This is a genomic window from Streptomyces sp. NPDC057136, assembly GCF_042670885.1.
Taxonomy (GTDB): Bacteria; Actinomycetota; Actinomycetes; order Streptomycetales; family Streptomycetaceae; genus Streptomyces.
Genome location: NZ_JBHUUV010000030.1, coordinates 1 through 15,962, shown reverse-complemented (window position 1 = coordinate 15,962; position 15,962 = coordinate 1). Strand labels below are relative to the sequence as shown.

15 protein-coding genes are annotated in these 15,962 nt (G+C 70.1%); all 15 read left to right on the top strand.

The genetic code is table 11. The annotated features are described in order from the left end of the window. Positions 1–165: 165 nt before the first annotated feature. Complete coding sequence (locus ACFT7S_RS28710) at positions 166–1,848, top strand: DUF5941 domain-containing protein (protein WP_382736909.1); 1,683 nt, start codon at positions 166–168, stop codon at positions 1,846–1,848. Beyond that, positions 1,845–2,582 carry a sugar phosphate nucleotidyltransferase gene (locus ACFT7S_RS28705; protein WP_382736773.1) on the top strand — a complete coding sequence of 246 codons (738 nt, stop codon included), beginning with the start codon at positions 1,845–1,847 and terminating at the stop codon, positions 2,580–2,582. Before ACFT7S_RS28710 ends, ACFT7S_RS28705 begins: the two co-directional genes overlap by 4 nt. Continuing rightward, positions 2,570–3,631, top strand: coding sequence for an iron-containing alcohol dehydrogenase family protein (locus tag ACFT7S_RS28700; RefSeq protein ID WP_382736771.1), 1,062 nt, complete (start codon positions 2,570–2,572; stop codon positions 3,629–3,631). The genes ACFT7S_RS28705 and ACFT7S_RS28700 overlap by 13 nt, the downstream gene beginning before the upstream one ends. Next, positions 3,609–4,388 (top strand): CDP-alcohol phosphatidyltransferase family protein, encoded by a 780-nt coding sequence (locus ACFT7S_RS28695; protein WP_382736769.1) that lies wholly within the window; start codon positions 3,609–3,611, stop codon positions 4,386–4,388. Before ACFT7S_RS28700 ends, ACFT7S_RS28695 begins: the two co-directional genes overlap by 23 nt. Positions 4,389–4,408: 20 nt before the next feature. Continuing rightward, on the top strand, positions 4,409–5,281 hold the full coding sequence (locus ACFT7S_RS28690; protein ID WP_382736767.1) for a glycosyltransferase family 2 protein: 873 nt from the start codon (positions 4,409–4,411) through the stop codon (positions 5,279–5,281). 106 nt (positions 5,282–5,387) lie between these two features. Beyond that, complete coding sequence (locus ACFT7S_RS28685; protein WP_382736765.1) at positions 5,388–6,317, top strand: ABC transporter permease; 930 nt, start codon at positions 5,388–5,390, stop codon at positions 6,315–6,317. Continuing rightward, complete coding sequence (locus tag ACFT7S_RS28680) at positions 6,310–7,095, top strand: ABC transporter ATP-binding protein (RefSeq protein WP_382736764.1); 786 nt, start codon at positions 6,310–6,312, stop codon at positions 7,093–7,095. Before ACFT7S_RS28685 ends, ACFT7S_RS28680 begins: the two co-directional genes overlap by 8 nt. Before the next feature lie 416 nt (positions 7,096–7,511). Next, positions 7,512–8,432, top strand: a complete 921-nt coding sequence (hpnC, locus tag ACFT7S_RS28675; RefSeq protein ID WP_382736762.1) for a squalene synthase HpnC — start codon at positions 7,512–7,514, stop codon at positions 8,430–8,432. 29 nt (positions 8,433–8,461) lie between these two features. Then, positions 8,462–9,382, top strand: a complete 921-nt coding sequence (gene hpnD, locus ACFT7S_RS28670) for a presqualene diphosphate synthase HpnD (RefSeq protein WP_382736760.1) — start codon at positions 8,462–8,464, stop codon at positions 9,380–9,382. Positions 9,383–9,506: 124 nt separating this feature from the next. Continuing rightward, positions 9,507–10,895 carry a hydroxysqualene dehydroxylase HpnE gene (hpnE, locus tag ACFT7S_RS28665; protein ID WP_382736758.1) on the top strand — a complete coding sequence of 463 codons (1,389 nt, stop codon included), beginning with the start codon at positions 9,507–9,509 and terminating at the stop codon, positions 10,893–10,895. Beyond that, positions 10,892–11,995 carry a polyprenyl synthetase family protein gene (locus ACFT7S_RS28660; protein WP_382736757.1) on the top strand — a complete coding sequence of 368 codons (1,104 nt, stop codon included), beginning with the start codon at positions 10,892–10,894 and terminating at the stop codon, positions 11,993–11,995. Before hpnE ends, ACFT7S_RS28660 begins: the two co-directional genes overlap by 4 nt. 107 nt (positions 11,996–12,102) lie before the next feature. Next, complete coding sequence (gene shc / locus ACFT7S_RS28655; RefSeq protein WP_382736755.1) at positions 12,103–14,103, top strand: squalene--hopene cyclase; 2,001 nt, start codon at positions 12,103–12,105, stop codon at positions 14,101–14,103. Next, positions 14,103–14,756: a 1-hydroxy-2-methyl-2-butenyl 4-diphosphate reductase gene (locus ACFT7S_RS28650; protein ID WP_382736753.1), complete on the top strand. Its 654-nt coding sequence runs from the start codon at positions 14,103–14,105 to the stop codon at positions 14,754–14,756. Before shc ends, ACFT7S_RS28650 begins: the two co-directional genes overlap by 1 nt. A gap of 6 nt (positions 14,757–14,762) precedes the next feature. After that, positions 14,763–15,782: an adenosyl-hopene transferase HpnH gene (gene hpnH, locus ACFT7S_RS28645; RefSeq protein ID WP_382736751.1), complete on the top strand. Its 1,020-nt coding sequence runs from the start codon at positions 14,763–14,765 to the stop codon at positions 15,780–15,782. 4 nt (positions 15,783–15,786) lie between these two features. After that, positions 15,787–15,962 (top strand): flavodoxin-dependent (E)-4-hydroxy-3-methylbut-2-enyl-diphosphate synthase (locus ACFT7S_RS28640; RefSeq protein ID WP_382736907.1); only part of this gene is annotated, 176 nt, incomplete at its 3' end.

The following is a 15,962-nucleotide window of genomic DNA, read 5'->3' as shown; positions in this document are numbered from 1 at the left end:
AAGGAGTGAGTTCGTCTGTCGACCGCCATCCTCACCGGTGCGCCGGTACCCGGATCGTCGCTCGAGGACGATCTGCGGTCACTGGGCTTTGACGTACGGGCCGCCAACGACGCCACCGAGGCCGCCGAACTGCTCGCCGCGGTTCCCGCCGGCGGACGCGTCGCGCTGGTCGACCCCCGGTTCGTCGGCCACGTCCACGCGCTGCGGCTCGGGCTGACCGACCCCCGGTTCGCCGCCGCCACCGTCCCCGGCGCGCTCACCGCGCAGCCCGAGGCCCGGGCGGCACTGGTGCGTGCCCTGGACAGGACCGTGGCCGCGGTCGGCGCAGGAAGCCCCGTCGGACCCGCGCCCGCCGACCCGGACGCCGAGGACCGTACGGTCCCGGGCCGTCTCGCCGTGGCCCTGGAGACCGAGGGCACCCCGGTGCAGCGCCCCGAGCTCGGTTCGCTCACCGCCGCCGTCCCCACCGGCCCGGAGGCACGCGCCGCCGCCCAGGGGGCCGTCGCCGCCGTCGACGACGAGGCGGTACGGCTGCGCAGTGCGGTGAAGGCCCACGACGGCTTCGTCACCACGTACTTCGTCAGCCCGTACTCCCGCTACATCGCCCGCTGGTGCGCGCGGCGCGGACTCACCCCGAACCAGGTCACCACCGCCTCGCTGATCACCGCGCTGATCGCGGCGGGCAGCGCGGCGACCGGCACCCGCGGCGGCTATGTCGCCGCCGGAGTGCTGCTGCTCCTCTCCTTCGTCCTGGACTGCACGGACGGGCAGCTCGCCCGCTACTCGTTGCAGTACTCGACGATGGGCGCCTGGCTGGACGCCACGTTCGACCGGGCCAAGGAGTACGCGTACTACGCGGGCCTCGCACTCGGAGCGGCCCGCGGCGGCGACGACGTATGGGTCCTCGCGCTCGGCGCGATGGTGCTCCAGGCGTGCCGCCACATCGTCGACTTCTCGTTCAACGAGGCCAATCACGACGCGGTCTCCAACACGAGCCCCACGGCGGCCCTGTCCGACCGGCTCGACAGCGTCGGCTGGACGGTCTGGCTGCGGCGGATGATAGTGCTGCCGATCGGCGAGCGCTGGGCCATGATCGCCGTGCTGACCGCGGTGACCAGCCCTCGGATCGTCTTCTACGCCCTGCTCGTCGGCTGCTCCCTGGCCGCCTGCTACACCACCGCCGGCCGTCTGCTGCGCTCGCTGACCCGCAAGGCGCGGCGCACCGACCGGGCCGCCCAGGCGCTCGCGGACCTCGCGGACTCCGGACCGCTCGCGCGGGCCGTCGCCGCCGTGGGCCCGCGACCGCGAGGCGGCTTCACCGCCCCGCTGGTGGCGCTCACCGGTGCTGCGGCGATCATCGCGGCGGCCCTCCTCCTGCCGTACGGCAGCTGGCTGACCGTGGCCGCGGCCGGGCTCTACGCGGTCCTCTCGGGGATCGCGGTGGCGCGACCGCTCAAGGGCGCGCTCGACTGGCTCGTACCCCCGGTTTTCAGGGCCGCGGAGTACTGCACGGTGCTCGTGCTTGCGGCCCGCAGTGACGTGCCGCATGCCGTTCCCGCGGCCTTCGGACTGGTCTCGGCCGTCGCCTACCATCACTACGACACGGTGTACCGCATTCGCGGCGGCACCGGCGCGCCGCCCCAGTGGCTGGTGCGGACGATCGGTGGACACGAGGGCCGGACCGTTGTGGTGGCCGTGTTCGCCGCCGTACTGACTCAGCACACAGGTTTCACCACGGCTCTCACCGCGCTCGCGGTGGCCGTGGCTCTGGTGGTGCTCGTGGAGTCCATCCGTTTCTGGGTGTCCTCCTCGGCCCCCGCCGTACACGACGAAGGAGAACTCGCATGATCGGCCTCGTACTGGCAGCTGGTGCAGGACGACGTCTGCGCCCGTACACGGACACGCTTCCCAAGGCGCTCGTCCCTGTCGACGGTGACACGACGGTCCTCGACCTCACGCTCGCCAACTTCGCCGAGGTCGGACTCACCGAGGTCGCGATCGTGGTCGGCTACCGCAAGGAAGCCGTCTACGCCCGCAAGGCGGAGCTCGAGGCGAAGTACGGCGTGACGCTCACCCTGATCGACAACGACAAGGCCGAGGAGTGGAACAACGCCTACTCCCTGTGGTGCGCGCGTGAGGTCCTGAAGCAGGGCGTCATCCTCGCCAACGGCGACACCGTGCACCCGGTCTCCGTCGAGAAGACCCTCCTGGACGCCCGTGGCAAGGGCCAGAAGATCATCCTCGCCCTCGACACGGTGAAGAGCCTCGCCGACGAGGAGATGAAGGTCATCACCGAGGGCGACAAGGGCGTCCGCCGCATCACCAAGCTGATGGACCCGGCCACCGCGACCGGCGAGTACATCGGCGTCACGCTCATCGAGCCCGAGGCCGCCGAAGAGCTCGCCGACGCGCTGAAGACGACCTTCGAGCGCGACCCGGACCTCTACTACGAGGACGGCTACCAGGAGCTCGTCAACCGTGGCTTCATCGTCGACGTGGCCCCCATCGGCGAAGTGACGTGGGTCGAGATCGACAACCACGAGGACCTCGCGAAGGGCCGGGAGATCGCGTGCCAGTACTGACCCGGCTCATTCCGTCCCCGGTCGTCGTCGACATCAGCCGGGGGGCGATAGGAGACCTCGCCGGTCTCCTCGCCGACCAGCGGATCTCCTCCTCCGGCAAGCTTGCCTTCGCCGTCAGCGACGGCTCGGGACAGAAGCTCCGGGAGAAGCTGTCGCCCCTTCTTCCGGGCGCCGACTGGTACTCGGTGTCGGACGGCACCATCGACTCCGCCGTGAAGCTCGCCGACGGCATCAAGGGCAAGCGGTACGACGCCGTGGTCGGCCTCGGCGGCGGCAAGATCCTCGACGTGACGAAGTACGCCGCGGCCCGGGTCGGTCTGCCGATGGTGGCGGTCGCGACGAACCTCTCGCACGACGGCATCTGCTCCCCGGTGTCCACCCTGGACAACGACAACGGACGCGGCTCCTACGGAGTCCCCACCCCCATCGCCATGGTCATCGACCTCGATGTGATCCGTGCCGCGCCCGCCCGCTTCGTCCGGTCCGGCGTCGGCGACGCGATCTCCAACATCTCCGCGATCGCCGACTGGGAGCTCTCGCGCAAAGTCACCGGCGAAGCGGTCGACGGACTGGCCGCCGCCATGGCCCGTACCGCGGGCGAGGCCGTGCTCCGCCACCCCGGCGGCGTCGGTGACGACGAGTTCCTCACGGTCCTCGCCGAAGGGCTCGTCCTCTCCGGCATCGCGATGTCGATCAGCGGTGACACCCGCCCCTCGTCCGGCGCCTGCCACGAGATCAGCCACGCCTTCGACCTGCTTTTCCCGAAGCGCGCGGCGAGCCACGGCGAGCAGGTCGGCCTCGGCGCCGCCTTCGCGATGCATCTGCGCGGAGCGGTCGAGGAGTCCGGTCTCTTCGCCGAAGTGCTGCGCAGGCACGGGCTGCCCGTATTGCCGCACGAGATCGGCTTCAGCGCCGATGAGTTCGTGCAGGCCGTCGAGTACGCCCCGCAGACGCGGCCGGGCCGCTTCACGATCCTGGAGCACCTCAATCTCTCCTCCGACCAGATCAAGGACGCATACGCCGACTATGCACAAGCCATCGGTAGCTGAGCTCCGACCGGTCGTCCACCCCCCGGGTGTGAAGGACCGTCGCAGCGGCGAGCACTGGGCCGGCCGGCTCTACATGCGCGAGGTCTCCCTGCGCATCGACCGGCATCTGGTGAACACCAGGGTCACGCCCAACCAGCTGACCTACGTGATGACCGTCGCGGGCGCCCTCGCCGCTCCGGCGCTGCTCGTCCCGGGCATCACGGGCGCCCTGCTCGGCGTGCTGATGGTCCAGCTCTATCTGCTGCTCGACTGCGTCGACGGTGAGGTGGCCCGCTGGAAGAAGCAGTACTCGCTCGCCGGGGTCTACCTGGACCGGGTCGCCGCCTATCTGTGCGACGCAGCGGTCCTGGTCGGCTTCGGCCTGCGCGCCGCCGACCTGTGGGGCGAGGGGCGGATCGACTGGCTGTGGGCCTTCCTCGGCACTCTGGCCGCGCTCGGCGCGATCCTGATCAAGGCCGAGACCGACCTCGTCGGTGTTGCCCGTCACCAGGGCGGGAAGCCGCCGGTGCAGGAGTCGGCGTCCGAGCCGCGTTCCTCCGGCATGGCGCTGGCCCGCAAGGCCGCCGCCGCGCTGAAGTTCCACCGGCTGGTTCTCGGGGTCGAGGCGTCGCTGCTGATCCTGGCCGCGGCGATCGCGGACAGCATCAGGGGCGACCTGTTCTTCTCACGGCTCGGCGTCGCCGTCCTGGCCGGGATCGCGCTCCTGCAGACACTGCTCCACCTCGTGTCCGTCCTCGCTTCCAGCAGGCTGAAGTGAGCACGGGAACACGCGGGGGCATGAAACTCGGCGCAGTCGTCATCACGATGGGGAACCGGCCCGCCGAGTTGCGTGCCCTCCTCGATTCGGTCGCCAAGCAGGACGGCGACCGGATCGAGGTGGTGGTCGTCGGCAACGGAGCCCCCGTGCCCGACGTGCCCGCAGGTGTACGGACGGTGGAACTGCCGGAGAATCTGGGTATCCCCGGTGGCCGTAATGTCGGCATCGAGGCGTTCGGCCCGTCCGGTGCCGATGTCGACGCCCTGCTCTTCCTGGACGACGACGGCCTCCTCCCGAACACCGACACCGCCGAGCTCTGCAGGCAGGCGTTCGCCGCGGACGACAAGCTGGGCATCGTCACGTTCCGGATCGCCGATCCGGACACCGGAGTCACCCAGCGCCGGCACGTTCCCCGGCTCCGCGCGTCCGATCCGATGCGCTCGTCCCGGGTGACGACCTTCCTCGGCGGCGCCAACGCCGTACGCACGCAGGTCCTCGCCGAGGTCGGCGGGCTGCCGGACGACTTCTTCTACGCGCACGAGGAAACCGATCTGGCCTGGCGGGCACTGAATGCCGGCTGGATGATCGACTACCGCGCGGACATGGTGCTCAACCACCCGACCACCGCTCCTTCGCGGCACGCCGTCTACCACCGTATGGTGGCCCGCAACAGGGTCTGGCTCGCACGTCGCAACCTCCCCGCGCCCCTGGTTCCCGTCTACGTCGGTGTCTGGCTGCTGCTGACCCTGGTCCGCAGGCCGTCCGGTCCCGCACTCAAGGCATGGTTCGGCGGTTTCCGGGAAGGCTGGGCAACGCCCTGCGGACCTCGACGTCCGATGAAGTGGCGTACGGTGTGGCGGCTGACCAGACTGGGCCGCCCTCCCGTGATCTGAGAAGCTCGCCTCTGAGAGCATGAGGCGTACTTTTTCTTTCCGGGACCTGTCCGCCTGAGCCGCGCCCGCGACTGGCTGCGCATCTTGAAGACGAGAGTTTCAACTTGTGAGTGACACAACCCATGACGGCTCGGTCGCGCTGAGCGCCCAGCCGTCCGCCGACGAGGGCCTCAGCGCGGCCCAGGTGGCCGATAAGTACGGCCTGACGGTGAGCGGCGCCCGGCCGGGGCTGACCCAGTACATCGGGCAGCTCTGGGGCCGGCGCCACTTCATCATGGCGTTCTCCCGGGCGAAGCTGACGGCCCAGTACAGCCAGGCCAAGCTCGGCCAGCTGTGGCAGGTGGCGACACCGCTGCTCAACGCCATGGTCTATTACTTGATCTTCGGGCTGATCCTGGGGACCAGGAAGGGGATGAGCCAGGAGGTCTTCATCCCGTTCCTGGTGACCGGCGTCTTCGTGTTCACCTTCACGCAGAGCTCGGTCATGGCGGGAGTCCGCTCCATCTCCGGCAACCTCGGGCTGGTCCGGGCGCTGCACTTCCCCCGCGCCTCCCTGCCCGTCTCCTTCTCGCTCCAGCAGCTCCAGCAGCTGATGTTCTCGATGATCGTTCTGGTGGCCGTGGCCGTGGGCTTCGGCAGTTATCCGACGCTCTCCTGGCTGCTGGTCCTGCCCGCGCTGGTGCTGCAGTTCTTCTTCAACACGGGTCTGGCGCTCGCCATGGCCAGACTGGGCAGCAAGACGCCCGACCTGGCCCAGCTGATGCCGTTCGTGATGCGGACGTGGATGTACGCGTCGGGTGTCATGTTCTCCATCCCGGTGATGCTCGCGGACAAGCCGCAGTGGATCGCCGACGTGCTCCAGTACAACCCGGCGGCCATTTATATGGACCTGGTGCGCTTCGCGCTCATCGACGGTTACGGCTCCGAGAACCTGCCGCAGCACGTCTGGGCCGTCGGCCTCGCCTGGGCGCTCCTCGTGGGCGTCGCGGGCTTCGTGTACTTCTGGAAGGCAGAGGAACGGTACGGCCGTGGCTGAGGACAAGATCCAGGGGAAGATCCCTACCGTCATCGCCGACGACGTGCACATCGTGTACCGCGTCAACGGTGCGGCCGGGGGCAAGGGCAGCGCCACCGCCGCGCTGAGCCGGATAGTGCGCCGCGGCAAGGGCGAGTCGCGTGGCGTCCGCAAGGTCCACGCCGTACGCGGTGTCACCTTCACCGCGTACCGCGGCGAGGCCATCGGCCTCATCGGAACCAACGGCTCGGGCAAGTCGACGCTGCTCCGGGCCATCGCCGGACTCCTTCCGACGGAGCACGGCAAGGTCTACACCGACGGTCAGCCCTCGCTGCTCGGCGTGAACGCGGCGCTGATGAGCGATCTGACCGGTGAGCGCAACGTCGTCCTCGGTGGCCTGGCCATGGGGATGAGCCGCGAGGAGATCCGCTCGCGCTACGACGAGATCGTCGAGTTCTCCGGGATCAACGAGAAGGGCGACTTCATCACGCTGCCGATGCGGACGTACTCCTCCGGTATGGCCGCCCGGCTGCGCTTCTCGATCGCCGCCGCCAAGAACCACGACGTCCTCATGATCGACGAGGCGCTGGCCACCGGTGACCGCAAGTTCCGCATCCGCTCCGAGGAGCGCATCCGTGAGCTCCGCAAGGAAGCGGGCACCGTCTTCCTCGTCAGTCACAACAACAAGTCGATCAGGGACACCTGCGACCGCGTGCTGTGGCTGGAGAAGGGCGAACTCCTGATGGACGGGCCCACCGAAGAGGTACTGAAGGCGTACGAGCGCGAGACCAGCAAGTAGTCGCCCGCCGTTCCTGTGGCCTCCGCCCGATCAGCTCGGGCGGAGGCCACAGCGGTGCAGGCGCCGGTGCACGGACCGCGGTACGGCCCGGAATCGGTCTCCTCCCGCCGGATGACGCCAATTCCCTTGGCGCCGGGGAAGGTTGGCTGAGATCGCTGCGTTGTTGTAACGCGCCGAATACCCCGCCGGGGGCGTGTGAGCTGTACAACGTAAGCTGTACCGGTGCTGATCGTGGCAAGTGGGGCGATACGGCCCAGGGCGAGCGGCCCTGCTGCTCCCCCGCACCGGGGAGAGTGAGCGGCGTGTCCGAAAAGGGATGTTTTGGGTCAGCAGTGTAGAACGGGAGATGTGACGGCAATGACGGAAAATCTCCAGCTCCGACGTGGTCTCGCCGTCCCCGCGCCGGGCGGTACGCAGTGACCCGTACCCATCAGGTACGCCCCGACGCGGCGGCGACCGGCACGCTCGACAAGGCCGCGGACGAGAACTTCCCCGTGGCCCCCTTCTTCCTGCCCCGGGCCTGGCGCGACGATCTGATGGCCGTCTACGGATTCGCCCGCCTCGTCGACGACATCGGTGACGGCGACCTCGCCCCCGGCGGCGCCGACGCCCGCCACCTGGGTCTGGAGCCGGCGCAGACCGACGACCGGCTCGTCATGCTCGACGCCTTCGAGGCCGACCTGCACCGCGTCTTCGCCACCACCGGTGACGGCCCCCACCACCCCCTGCTGCGCGCACTGCGCCCCACCGTGCGGCGCTGCGCGCTCACCCCCGAGCCCTTCCTCGGACTCGTCGAGGCCAACCGGCAGGACCAGAAGATCCGTCGCTACGGGACGTACGGGGAGCTCCTCGCCTACTGCGAGCTCTCCGCCAACCCCGTCGGCCGATTGGTCCTCCAGATCACCGGAACCGCCAGCCCCGAACGCATCCGCCGCTCCGACGCCGTCTGCACGGCCCTGCAGATCGTCGAGCACCTCCAGGACGTCACCGAGGACCTCGGCCGCGATCGGATCTATCTGCCGGCCGAGGACATGGCCCGCTTCCATGTCGGCGAATCCGACCTGGCCGCACCGTCCGGGGGCGCATCGGTGCGCAGCCTCATCGCGTACGAGGCCGAACGCGCTCGTGACCTGTTGAATGAAGGCACCCCACTCGTGGGTAGCGTCCACGGCAGACTCAAGCTGCTGCTCGCCGGATTCGTCGCCGGAGGGCGCGCCGCCCTCACCGCGATCGGGGCCGCCGGGTTCGACGTACTGCCCGGACCGCCCAAACCCACGACGCCCAGCTTGCTGCGCGAAGTGGGAGTTGTCTTGCGAAGAGCGCGTAGAGAGGGGTGAGCCGGACCGTGGAGGGACAGACGACGTACATGTCGGCACCGGTACAGGCCGCATACAGTTACTGCGAGGCCGTCACCGGACAGCAGGCCCGTAACTTCGCGTACGGCATCAGGCTGCTGCCGTACGAGAAGCGTCAGGCCATGTCGGCGCTGTACGCCTTCTCCCGTCGGGTCGACGACATCGGCGACGGTGAGCTGGCCCCGGAGATCAAGCGGACCCGGCTGGAAAGCACCCGGGAGCTGCTCGACCGGATCAGGGACGGCGCCGTCGACGAGGACGACACCGACCCGGTCGCCGTCGCACTCGCCGACGCCGCCCGGCGCTTCCCCCTGCCGCTCGGCGGGCTCGACGAGCTCATCGACGGCGTGCTGATGGACGTGCGCGGCGCGACGTACGAGACCTGGGACGACCTCACGACGTACTGCCGGTGCGTCGCGGGTGCCATCGGGCGACTCAGCCTGGGCGTTTTCGGTACGGAACCGGGCACACCCGGCGCCGACCGTGCTGCCGAGTACGCCGACACCCTCGGCCTCGCACTCCAGCTCACCAACATCCTGCGCGACGTCCGCGAGGACGCCGCCAACGGCCGTACGTATCTGCCCGCCGAGGACCTGGCCAAATTCGGCTGCTCCGCCGGATTCCACCGGGCCACCCCGCCCCCCGGCTCCGACTTCGCGGGCCTGGTGCACTTCGAAGTCCGGCGCGCCCGGGCCCTGTTCGCCGAGGGCTACCGGCTGCTGCCGATGCTCGACCGTCGCAGCGGCGCGTGCGTGGCCGCGATGGCCGGGATCTACCGCCGCCTCCTCGACCGGATCGAGCGCGACCCGGAGGCCGTGCTGCGCGGCCGGGTCTCGCTGCCGGGACACGAGAAGGCGTACGTGGCGGTGCGCGGCCTGTCCGGTCTCGACGCGCGCCACGTCTCGCGCCTCACGACGAGGGGACGTGCCTGATGCCTTCCACCGGCCGCACCCCCTGGTGCAACGGCGACCCGGAACCGCGGGCAACCCTCCAGTGGCCTGACGCGTCCCTGACTGCGACGATCTGGGTGGCGGAGAACCGGCGAAAGGGGGACGCATGAGCGACGAGAGCCTGCGCTCCTCCCGCGCGGTGGTCGTCGGCGGTGGCCTCGCCGGAATCACGACGGCCCTGCGTCTCGCGGACGCCGGCGTCGACGTGACCCTGCTCGAAGGACGGCCCCGGCTCGGCGGACTCGCCTTCTCCTTCCTCCGCGGAGAGCTCAGCGTCGACAACGGCCAGCACGTCTACCTGCGCTGCTGCACCGGCTACCGATGGTTCCTCGACCGGATCGACGGTGCCCGGCTCGCTCCGCTGCAGGACCGCCTCGACGTACCCGTGCTCGACGTCGGACGCGCCGCGGGACCGCGCCTCGGCAGGCTGCGCCGCACCGGTCTCCCCGTACCCCTGCACCTGGCGGCGGGGCTCGCCGCCTACCCGCACCTCTCACTGGCCGAGAAGGCGAGCGTCGGGCGGGCCGCACTCGCGCTCGGCCGTCTCGACCCGGCCGACCCGGCACTCGACGGCATCGACTTCGGGACCTGGCTCGGCCGGCACGGGCAGTCGCCCCGCACCATCGAGGCCCTGTGGGACCTCGTCGGCGTGGCCACGCTCAACGCCACCGCCGGGAACGCCTCCATGGCGCTCGCCGCCATGGTCTTCAAGACGGGGCTGCTCTCCGAGCCCGGCGCGGCCGACATCGGCTGGGCGGCCGTACCGCTCGGCGAGCTCCACGACACCCTCGCCCGCAAGGCGCTCGACTCCGCCGGCGTACGGACGGAGCTGCGTACCCGGGTCAATTCCCTGACCCGCACCGAGGACGGCCGCTGGGCCGTCGAGACGGACAGCGAGCGGATCGAGGCGGAGACCGTCGTCCTCGCCGTCCCCCAGGGCGAGACCCACGACCTGCTGCCCGAGGGCGCGCTGCACGACCCGGACCGGCTGCTCGACATCGGCACCGCGCCCATTCTCAACGTGCACGTCGTCTACGACCGCAAGGTGCTGCGCAGGCCGTTCTTCGCCGCACTCGGCTCGCCGGTCCAATGGGTCTTCGACCGCACCGAATCCTCCGGACTCCAGGGAGCCGGGCAGTACCTCGCGGTGTCCCAGTCGGCGGCCCAGGACGAGATCGACCTGCCCGTCGCCGAACTGCGCAGGCGCTATCTGCCCGAGCTGGAGCGGCTTCTTCCGGCCGCCCGCGGGGCAGGTATCCGCGACTTCTTCGTCACCCGGGAGCGCACCGCGACGTTCGCCCCCACACCCGGCGTCGGCCGGCTCCGGCCGGGCACCCGTACCCGCGCCCCCGGCCTCCACCTGGCCGGCGCATGGACCGCAACCGGCTGGCCCGCGACGATGGAGGGCGCGGTGCGCAGCGGTTTCAGCGCCGCGGACGCCGCCCTCGGCGCGCTCGGCCGCCCCCATGAACATCCGCTGCAGGAGGCGGCATGAGCAGTACCACCGGAACAAGAGGAGAGTCAGTGACCCCGGCGAATCCGGCTATCGACACCGTGGCAGACACCGCGGACGTCACCGCGCTTCTGGAGCGCGGACGGGCCATGTCAGCGCCGGTGCTGCGGGCTGCCGTGGACCGGCTCGCGCCGCCCATGGACACCGTCGCCGCCTACCACTTCGGCTGGATCGACGCCCAGGGCCGCCCCGCCGACGGTGACGGCGGCAAGGCGGTGCGCCCCGCGCTCGCCCTGCTGTCCGCCGAGGTGGCGGGTGCCCCGGCCGAGACCGGTCTGCCCGGCGCCGTGGCCGTCGAACTCGTGCACAACTTCTCGCTGCTGCACGACGACCTGATGGACGGCGACGAGCAGCGCCGCCACCGGGACACCGTATGGAAGGTGCACGGCCCGGCGCAGGCGATCCTCGTCGGCGACGCGCTGTTCGCGCTCGCCAACGAGATCCTGCTGGAGCTCGGCACCGTCGAGGCGGGCCGGGCGGCCCGCCGGCTGACCACCGCCACCCGCAAGCTCATCGACGGCCAGGCCCAGGACATCTCCTACGAGCACCGCGAGCGGGTCACCGTCGAGGAGTGCCTGGAGATGGAGGGCAACAAGACGGGCGCCCTGCTCGCCTGCGCCGTCTCCATCGGTGCCGTCCTCGGCGGGGCCGACGACCGCACCGCCGACACGCTCGAGGCGTACGGCTACCACCTCGGCCTGGCCTTCCAGGCCGTCGACGACCTGCTCGGCATCTGGGGTGACCCGGAGGCCACCGGCAAGCAGACCTGGAGCGATCTGCGCCAGCGCAAGAAGTCCCTGCCGGTCGTCGCCGCGCTCGCCGCGGGCGGACCGGCGTCGGAGCGCCTCGGCGAGCTGCTCGCCGCCGACGCGAAGAGCACCGACTTCGACAGCTTCTCCGAAGAGGAGTTCGCCGCTCGCGCGGCACTCATCGAGGAGGCGGGCGGCCGCGAGTGGACCGCCCAGGAAGCCCGTCGCCAGCACGCGGTCGCCATCGAGGCGCTGCACGGTGTCGACATGCCGGAACAGGTGCGGGCGCAGCTCACGGCGCTCGCCGACTTCGTCGTCGTACGAAAGAGATGATGACCATCCGCTCCATATGACTCGCAGTCGCCGGCCGGCGCCCGTACCGGGTGCCGGCCGACGGAGCCCCCAGCACAGCAGAGGACCAACTGCACGAAGGGGAAGCCATGACAGCGACGACCGACGGAAGCACCGGAGCCGCGAACCTCCGCGCAGCCTCGGCCAGCGAACCGACCGAAACAACCATCGCCGCGGACGACGTTCTCGCCGCCGCGCGGCGGGCCGCGGAACGCTCGGTGGAGCATCTCCTCGGCAGGCAGGACGAGCAGGGCTGGTGGAAGGGCGACCTCGCCACCAACGTCACCATGGACGCCGAGGACCTGCTGCTGCGGCAGTTCCTCGGGATTCAGGATCCCGCCACGGTCGAGGCCACCGCCCGCTTCATCCGGGGCGAGCAGCTCGGCGACGGCACCTGGGCGACCTTCTACGAAGGGCCAGGTGACCTCTCCGCCACCATCGAGGCGTACGTGGCACTGCGGCTGGCCGGAGACCGGCCGGAGGACCCGCACATGGTCCGGGCGGCCGGCTGGGTCCGGGAACAGGGCGGTATCGCAGGCGCCCGCGTCTTCACCCGCATCTGGCTCGCCCTCTTCGGCTGGTGGAAGTGGGACGATCTGCCGGAGCTGCCACCCGAGTTGATGTTCTTCCCCAAGTGGGTTCCGCTCAATATCTACGACTTCGGCTGCTGGGCACGGCAGACCATCGTGCCGCTCACCATCGTCTCGGCCAAGCGCCCGGTCCGGCCCGCGCCGTTCGCCCTGGACGAGCTGCACACCGATCCGGACTGCCCGAACCCGCCCAAGCCCGTGGCCCCGACGGTGAGTTGGGACGGTATCTTCCAGCGGCTCGACAGGGCGATGCACCTCTACCACAAGGTCGCACCGCGCCGACTGCGGCGCCTCGCCATGAACGCGGCGGCCCGGTGGATCATCGAGCGCCAGGAGAACGACGGCTGCTGGGGCGGAATCCAGCCACCCGCGGTGTACTCCGTGATCGCCCTGCATCTGCTCGGCTACGACCTCGACCACCCGGTCATGCGGGCCGGACTCGCCTCGCTCGACCGGTTCGCCGTCTGGCGCGAGGACGGCGCCCGCATGATCGAGGCGTGTCAGTCCCCGGTCTGGGACACCTGTCTCGCGACCATCGCACTCGCCGACGCCGGTGTCCGCCCCGACCACCCCGCCCTGGTGAAGGCCGCCGACTGGATGCTCGGCGAGGAGATCGTCCGGCCCGGCGACTGGTCCGTACGCAAGCCCGAACTTGCCCCGGGTGGCTGGGCGTTCGAGTTCCACAACGACAACTACCCCGATATCGACGACACCGCCGAGGTCGTCCTCGCGCTGCGCCGGGTCCGCCACCCCGACCCCGCCGGTATCGAAGCCGCCATCGAGCGGGGCGTGCGCTGGAATCTGGGCATGCAGTCGCGCAACGGGGCCTGGGGGGCTTTCGACGCGGACAACACCAGCCCGTTCCCCAATCGGCTGCCGTTCTGCGACTTCGGCGAGGTCATCGATCCGCCGTCCGCCGACGTCACCGGCCACGTCGTGGAGATGCTGGCCATCGAAGGCAGGTCCCACCACCCCAGTACCCGGCGGGGAGTCGAGTGGCTGCTCGCCGAACAGGAGGCGAGCGGAGCCTGGTTCGGACGCTGGGGCGTCAACTACATTTACGGAACAGGGTCCGTGGTGCCCGCGCTGATCGCCGCCGGGATCCCCGCCCAGCACCCCTCGGTCCGCCGCGCAGTGAGCTGGCTGGAGTCCGTCCAGAACGACGACGGCGGCTGGGGCGAGGACCTGCGCTCCTACCAGGAGGAGAAGTGGATCGGGCACGGCTCCTCGACCGCGTCCCAGACGGCCTGGGCGCTCCTCGCGCTCCTGGCCGCCGGGGAGCGTGACGGCAGGGCCGTGGAGCGGGGCGTGACCTGGCTGGCCGAGGCCCAGCAGCCGGACGGCTCCTGGGACGAGCCGTACTTCACCGGGACCGGATTCCCCTGGGACTTCTCCATCAACTACCACCTCTACCGGCAGGTCTTCCCGCTCACCGCGCTCGGCAGGTATGTGTACGGCGACCCGTTCGCCGACCGCGCCCCCGTCCGTAAGGGGGCCTGATGGGCCATACGCAGGGGCCACCCGGCCCTGTGAACCCGCTCCTGATCGCCTGCGCGCTCTCCATCGAGCACCTCGCACTGCGCAGCGGCAGGGCCGGCGGGGCCTCCGGCCCGGTGACCGTCATCAGGACCGGGATGGGCCGGAAGGCGGCCGAGGCGGCCGTCGGGCGCGCACTGGGCCTGGAGCGCGGCGCCGGGGCCGCGGTCATCGCCTCCGGCTTCTGCGCGGGCCTGGCCCCCGGTATGCACCCCGGTGACCTGGTGGTGGCCGAGGAGACCCGGGACGCCGGTGGCAGGTCGGTCTGCACCGGTACGGAGGTCCTCGTCGACGCCCTGGCCAGGACAGTGCCCGGCCGCACCGTCCACACCGGTCCGCTCACCGGGTCCGACCATGTCGTACGTGGCCCCGAGCGGGCCGAGCTGAGGGCCACCGGAGCCATCGCGGTGGACATGGAGTCCGCCGCCACGCTGCGCACCGCCCTGCGCGCGGGGCCACGCCCGGTTGCGGCCGTACGGGTGGTCGTGGACGCTCCAGAGTACGAGCTCGTCCGCATCGGCACGGTTCGCGGTGGAATATCGGCCTTCCGCGTTCTTCGTGCTGTCCTACCGGCTTTCTATGAATGGCACCGATCTTTGCTGCTCCCCAGGAGGTGAGCCCAGATGGCCATGCCGCTCCGTCAGTCCATCAAGGTTGCGACGTATCTCATCGAACAAAAGCTCCGCAAGCGGGAGAAGTTTCCGCTGATTGTTGAGCTGGAGCCCCTGTTCGCCTGCAATCTGGCGTGCGAGGGCTGCGGGAAGATCCAGCATCCGGCAGGCGTGCTCAAGCAGCGCATGCCGGTGGCCCAGGCCGTCGGCGCGGTGCTCGAATCAGGTGCCCCGATGGTGTCCATCGCCGGTGGCGAGCCGCTGATGCACCCTCAGATCGACGAGATCGTGCGGCAGTTGGTGGCGAAGAAGAAATACGTCTTCCTCTGCACCAACGCGATGCTGATGCGCAAGAAGCTCGACAAGTTCACCCCCTCGCCCTACTTCGCCTTTGCCGTGCACATCGACGGGCTGCGCGAGCGGCACGACGAATCCGTTGCCAAGGAAGGCGTCTTCGACGAGGCGGTGGCGGCGATGAAGGAAGCCAAGAGTCGCGGCTTCCGGGTCACCACCAACTCGACCTTCTTCAACACCGACACCCCTCAGACCATCATCGAGGTCCTCAACTACCTCAATGACGACCTCAAGGTCGACGAGATGATGATCTCGCCCGCCTACGCCTACGAGAAGGCCCCCGACCAGGAGCACTTCCTCGGGGTGGAACAGACCCGGGAGCTGTTCAAGAAGGCTTTCGCGGGCGGCAACCGGGCCCGCTGGCGCCTCAACCACTCGCCGCTCTTCCTGGACTTCCTGGAAGGCAAGGCCGACTTCCCGTGCACGGCGTGGGCGATCCCCAACTACTCGCTCTTCGGCTGGCAGCGGCCCTGCTATCTGATGAGCGACGGGTACGTACCGACGTACCGCGAGCTCGTCGACGAGACCGACTGGGACAAGTACGGACGGGGCAAGGACCCGCGCTGTGCCAACTGCATGGCGCACTGCGGATACGAGCCGACCGCCGTCCTGGCCACCATGGGGTCGCTGAAGGAGTCCCTGCGCGCCGCACGGGAGACCATCGGGGGGAACAGGTGACGTCATGACCGCTGGAGAACCAGTCGCACTGGGTCTCCCCGGGTTGCCGGCCCGGCCGCTCGCGATGCGCCGCCACTCGCGGCGCATCCAGGTCGGGTCGGTGGCGGTCGGCGGAGACGCACCTGTGTCGGTGCAGTCGATGACGACGACGCGTACGTCGGACATCGGGGCGACGTTGCA

Coding starts and splice junctions, on each gene's coding strand:
- ACFT7S_RS28695 (WP_382736769.1), top strand. CDS start 3,609: ATGCACAAGCCATCGGTAGCTGAGCTCCGACCGGTCGTCCACCCCCCG.
- ACFT7S_RS28660 (WP_382736757.1), top strand. CDS start 10,892: ATGAGCAGTACCACCGGAACAAGAGGAGAGTCAGTGACCCCGGCGAAT.
- hpnD (WP_382736760.1), top strand. CDS start 8,462: ATGTCGGCACCGGTACAGGCCGCATACAGTTACTGCGAGGCCGTCACC.
- hpnE (WP_382736758.1), top strand. CDS start 9,507: ATGAGCGACGAGAGCCTGCGCTCCTCCCGCGCGGTGGTCGTCGGCGGT.
- ACFT7S_RS28705 (WP_382736773.1), top strand. CDS start 1,845: ATGATCGGCCTCGTACTGGCAGCTGGTGCAGGACGACGTCTGCGCCCG.
- hpnH (WP_382736751.1), top strand. CDS start 14,763: ATGGCCATGCCGCTCCGTCAGTCCATCAAGGTTGCGACGTATCTCATC.
- ACFT7S_RS28650 (WP_382736753.1), top strand. CDS start 14,103: ATGGGCCATACGCAGGGGCCACCCGGCCCTGTGAACCCGCTCCTGATC.
- ACFT7S_RS28690 (WP_382736767.1), top strand. CDS start 4,409: ATGAAACTCGGCGCAGTCGTCATCACGATGGGGAACCGGCCCGCCGAG.
- shc (WP_382736755.1), top strand. CDS start 12,103: ATGACAGCGACGACCGACGGAAGCACCGGAGCCGCGAACCTCCGCGCA.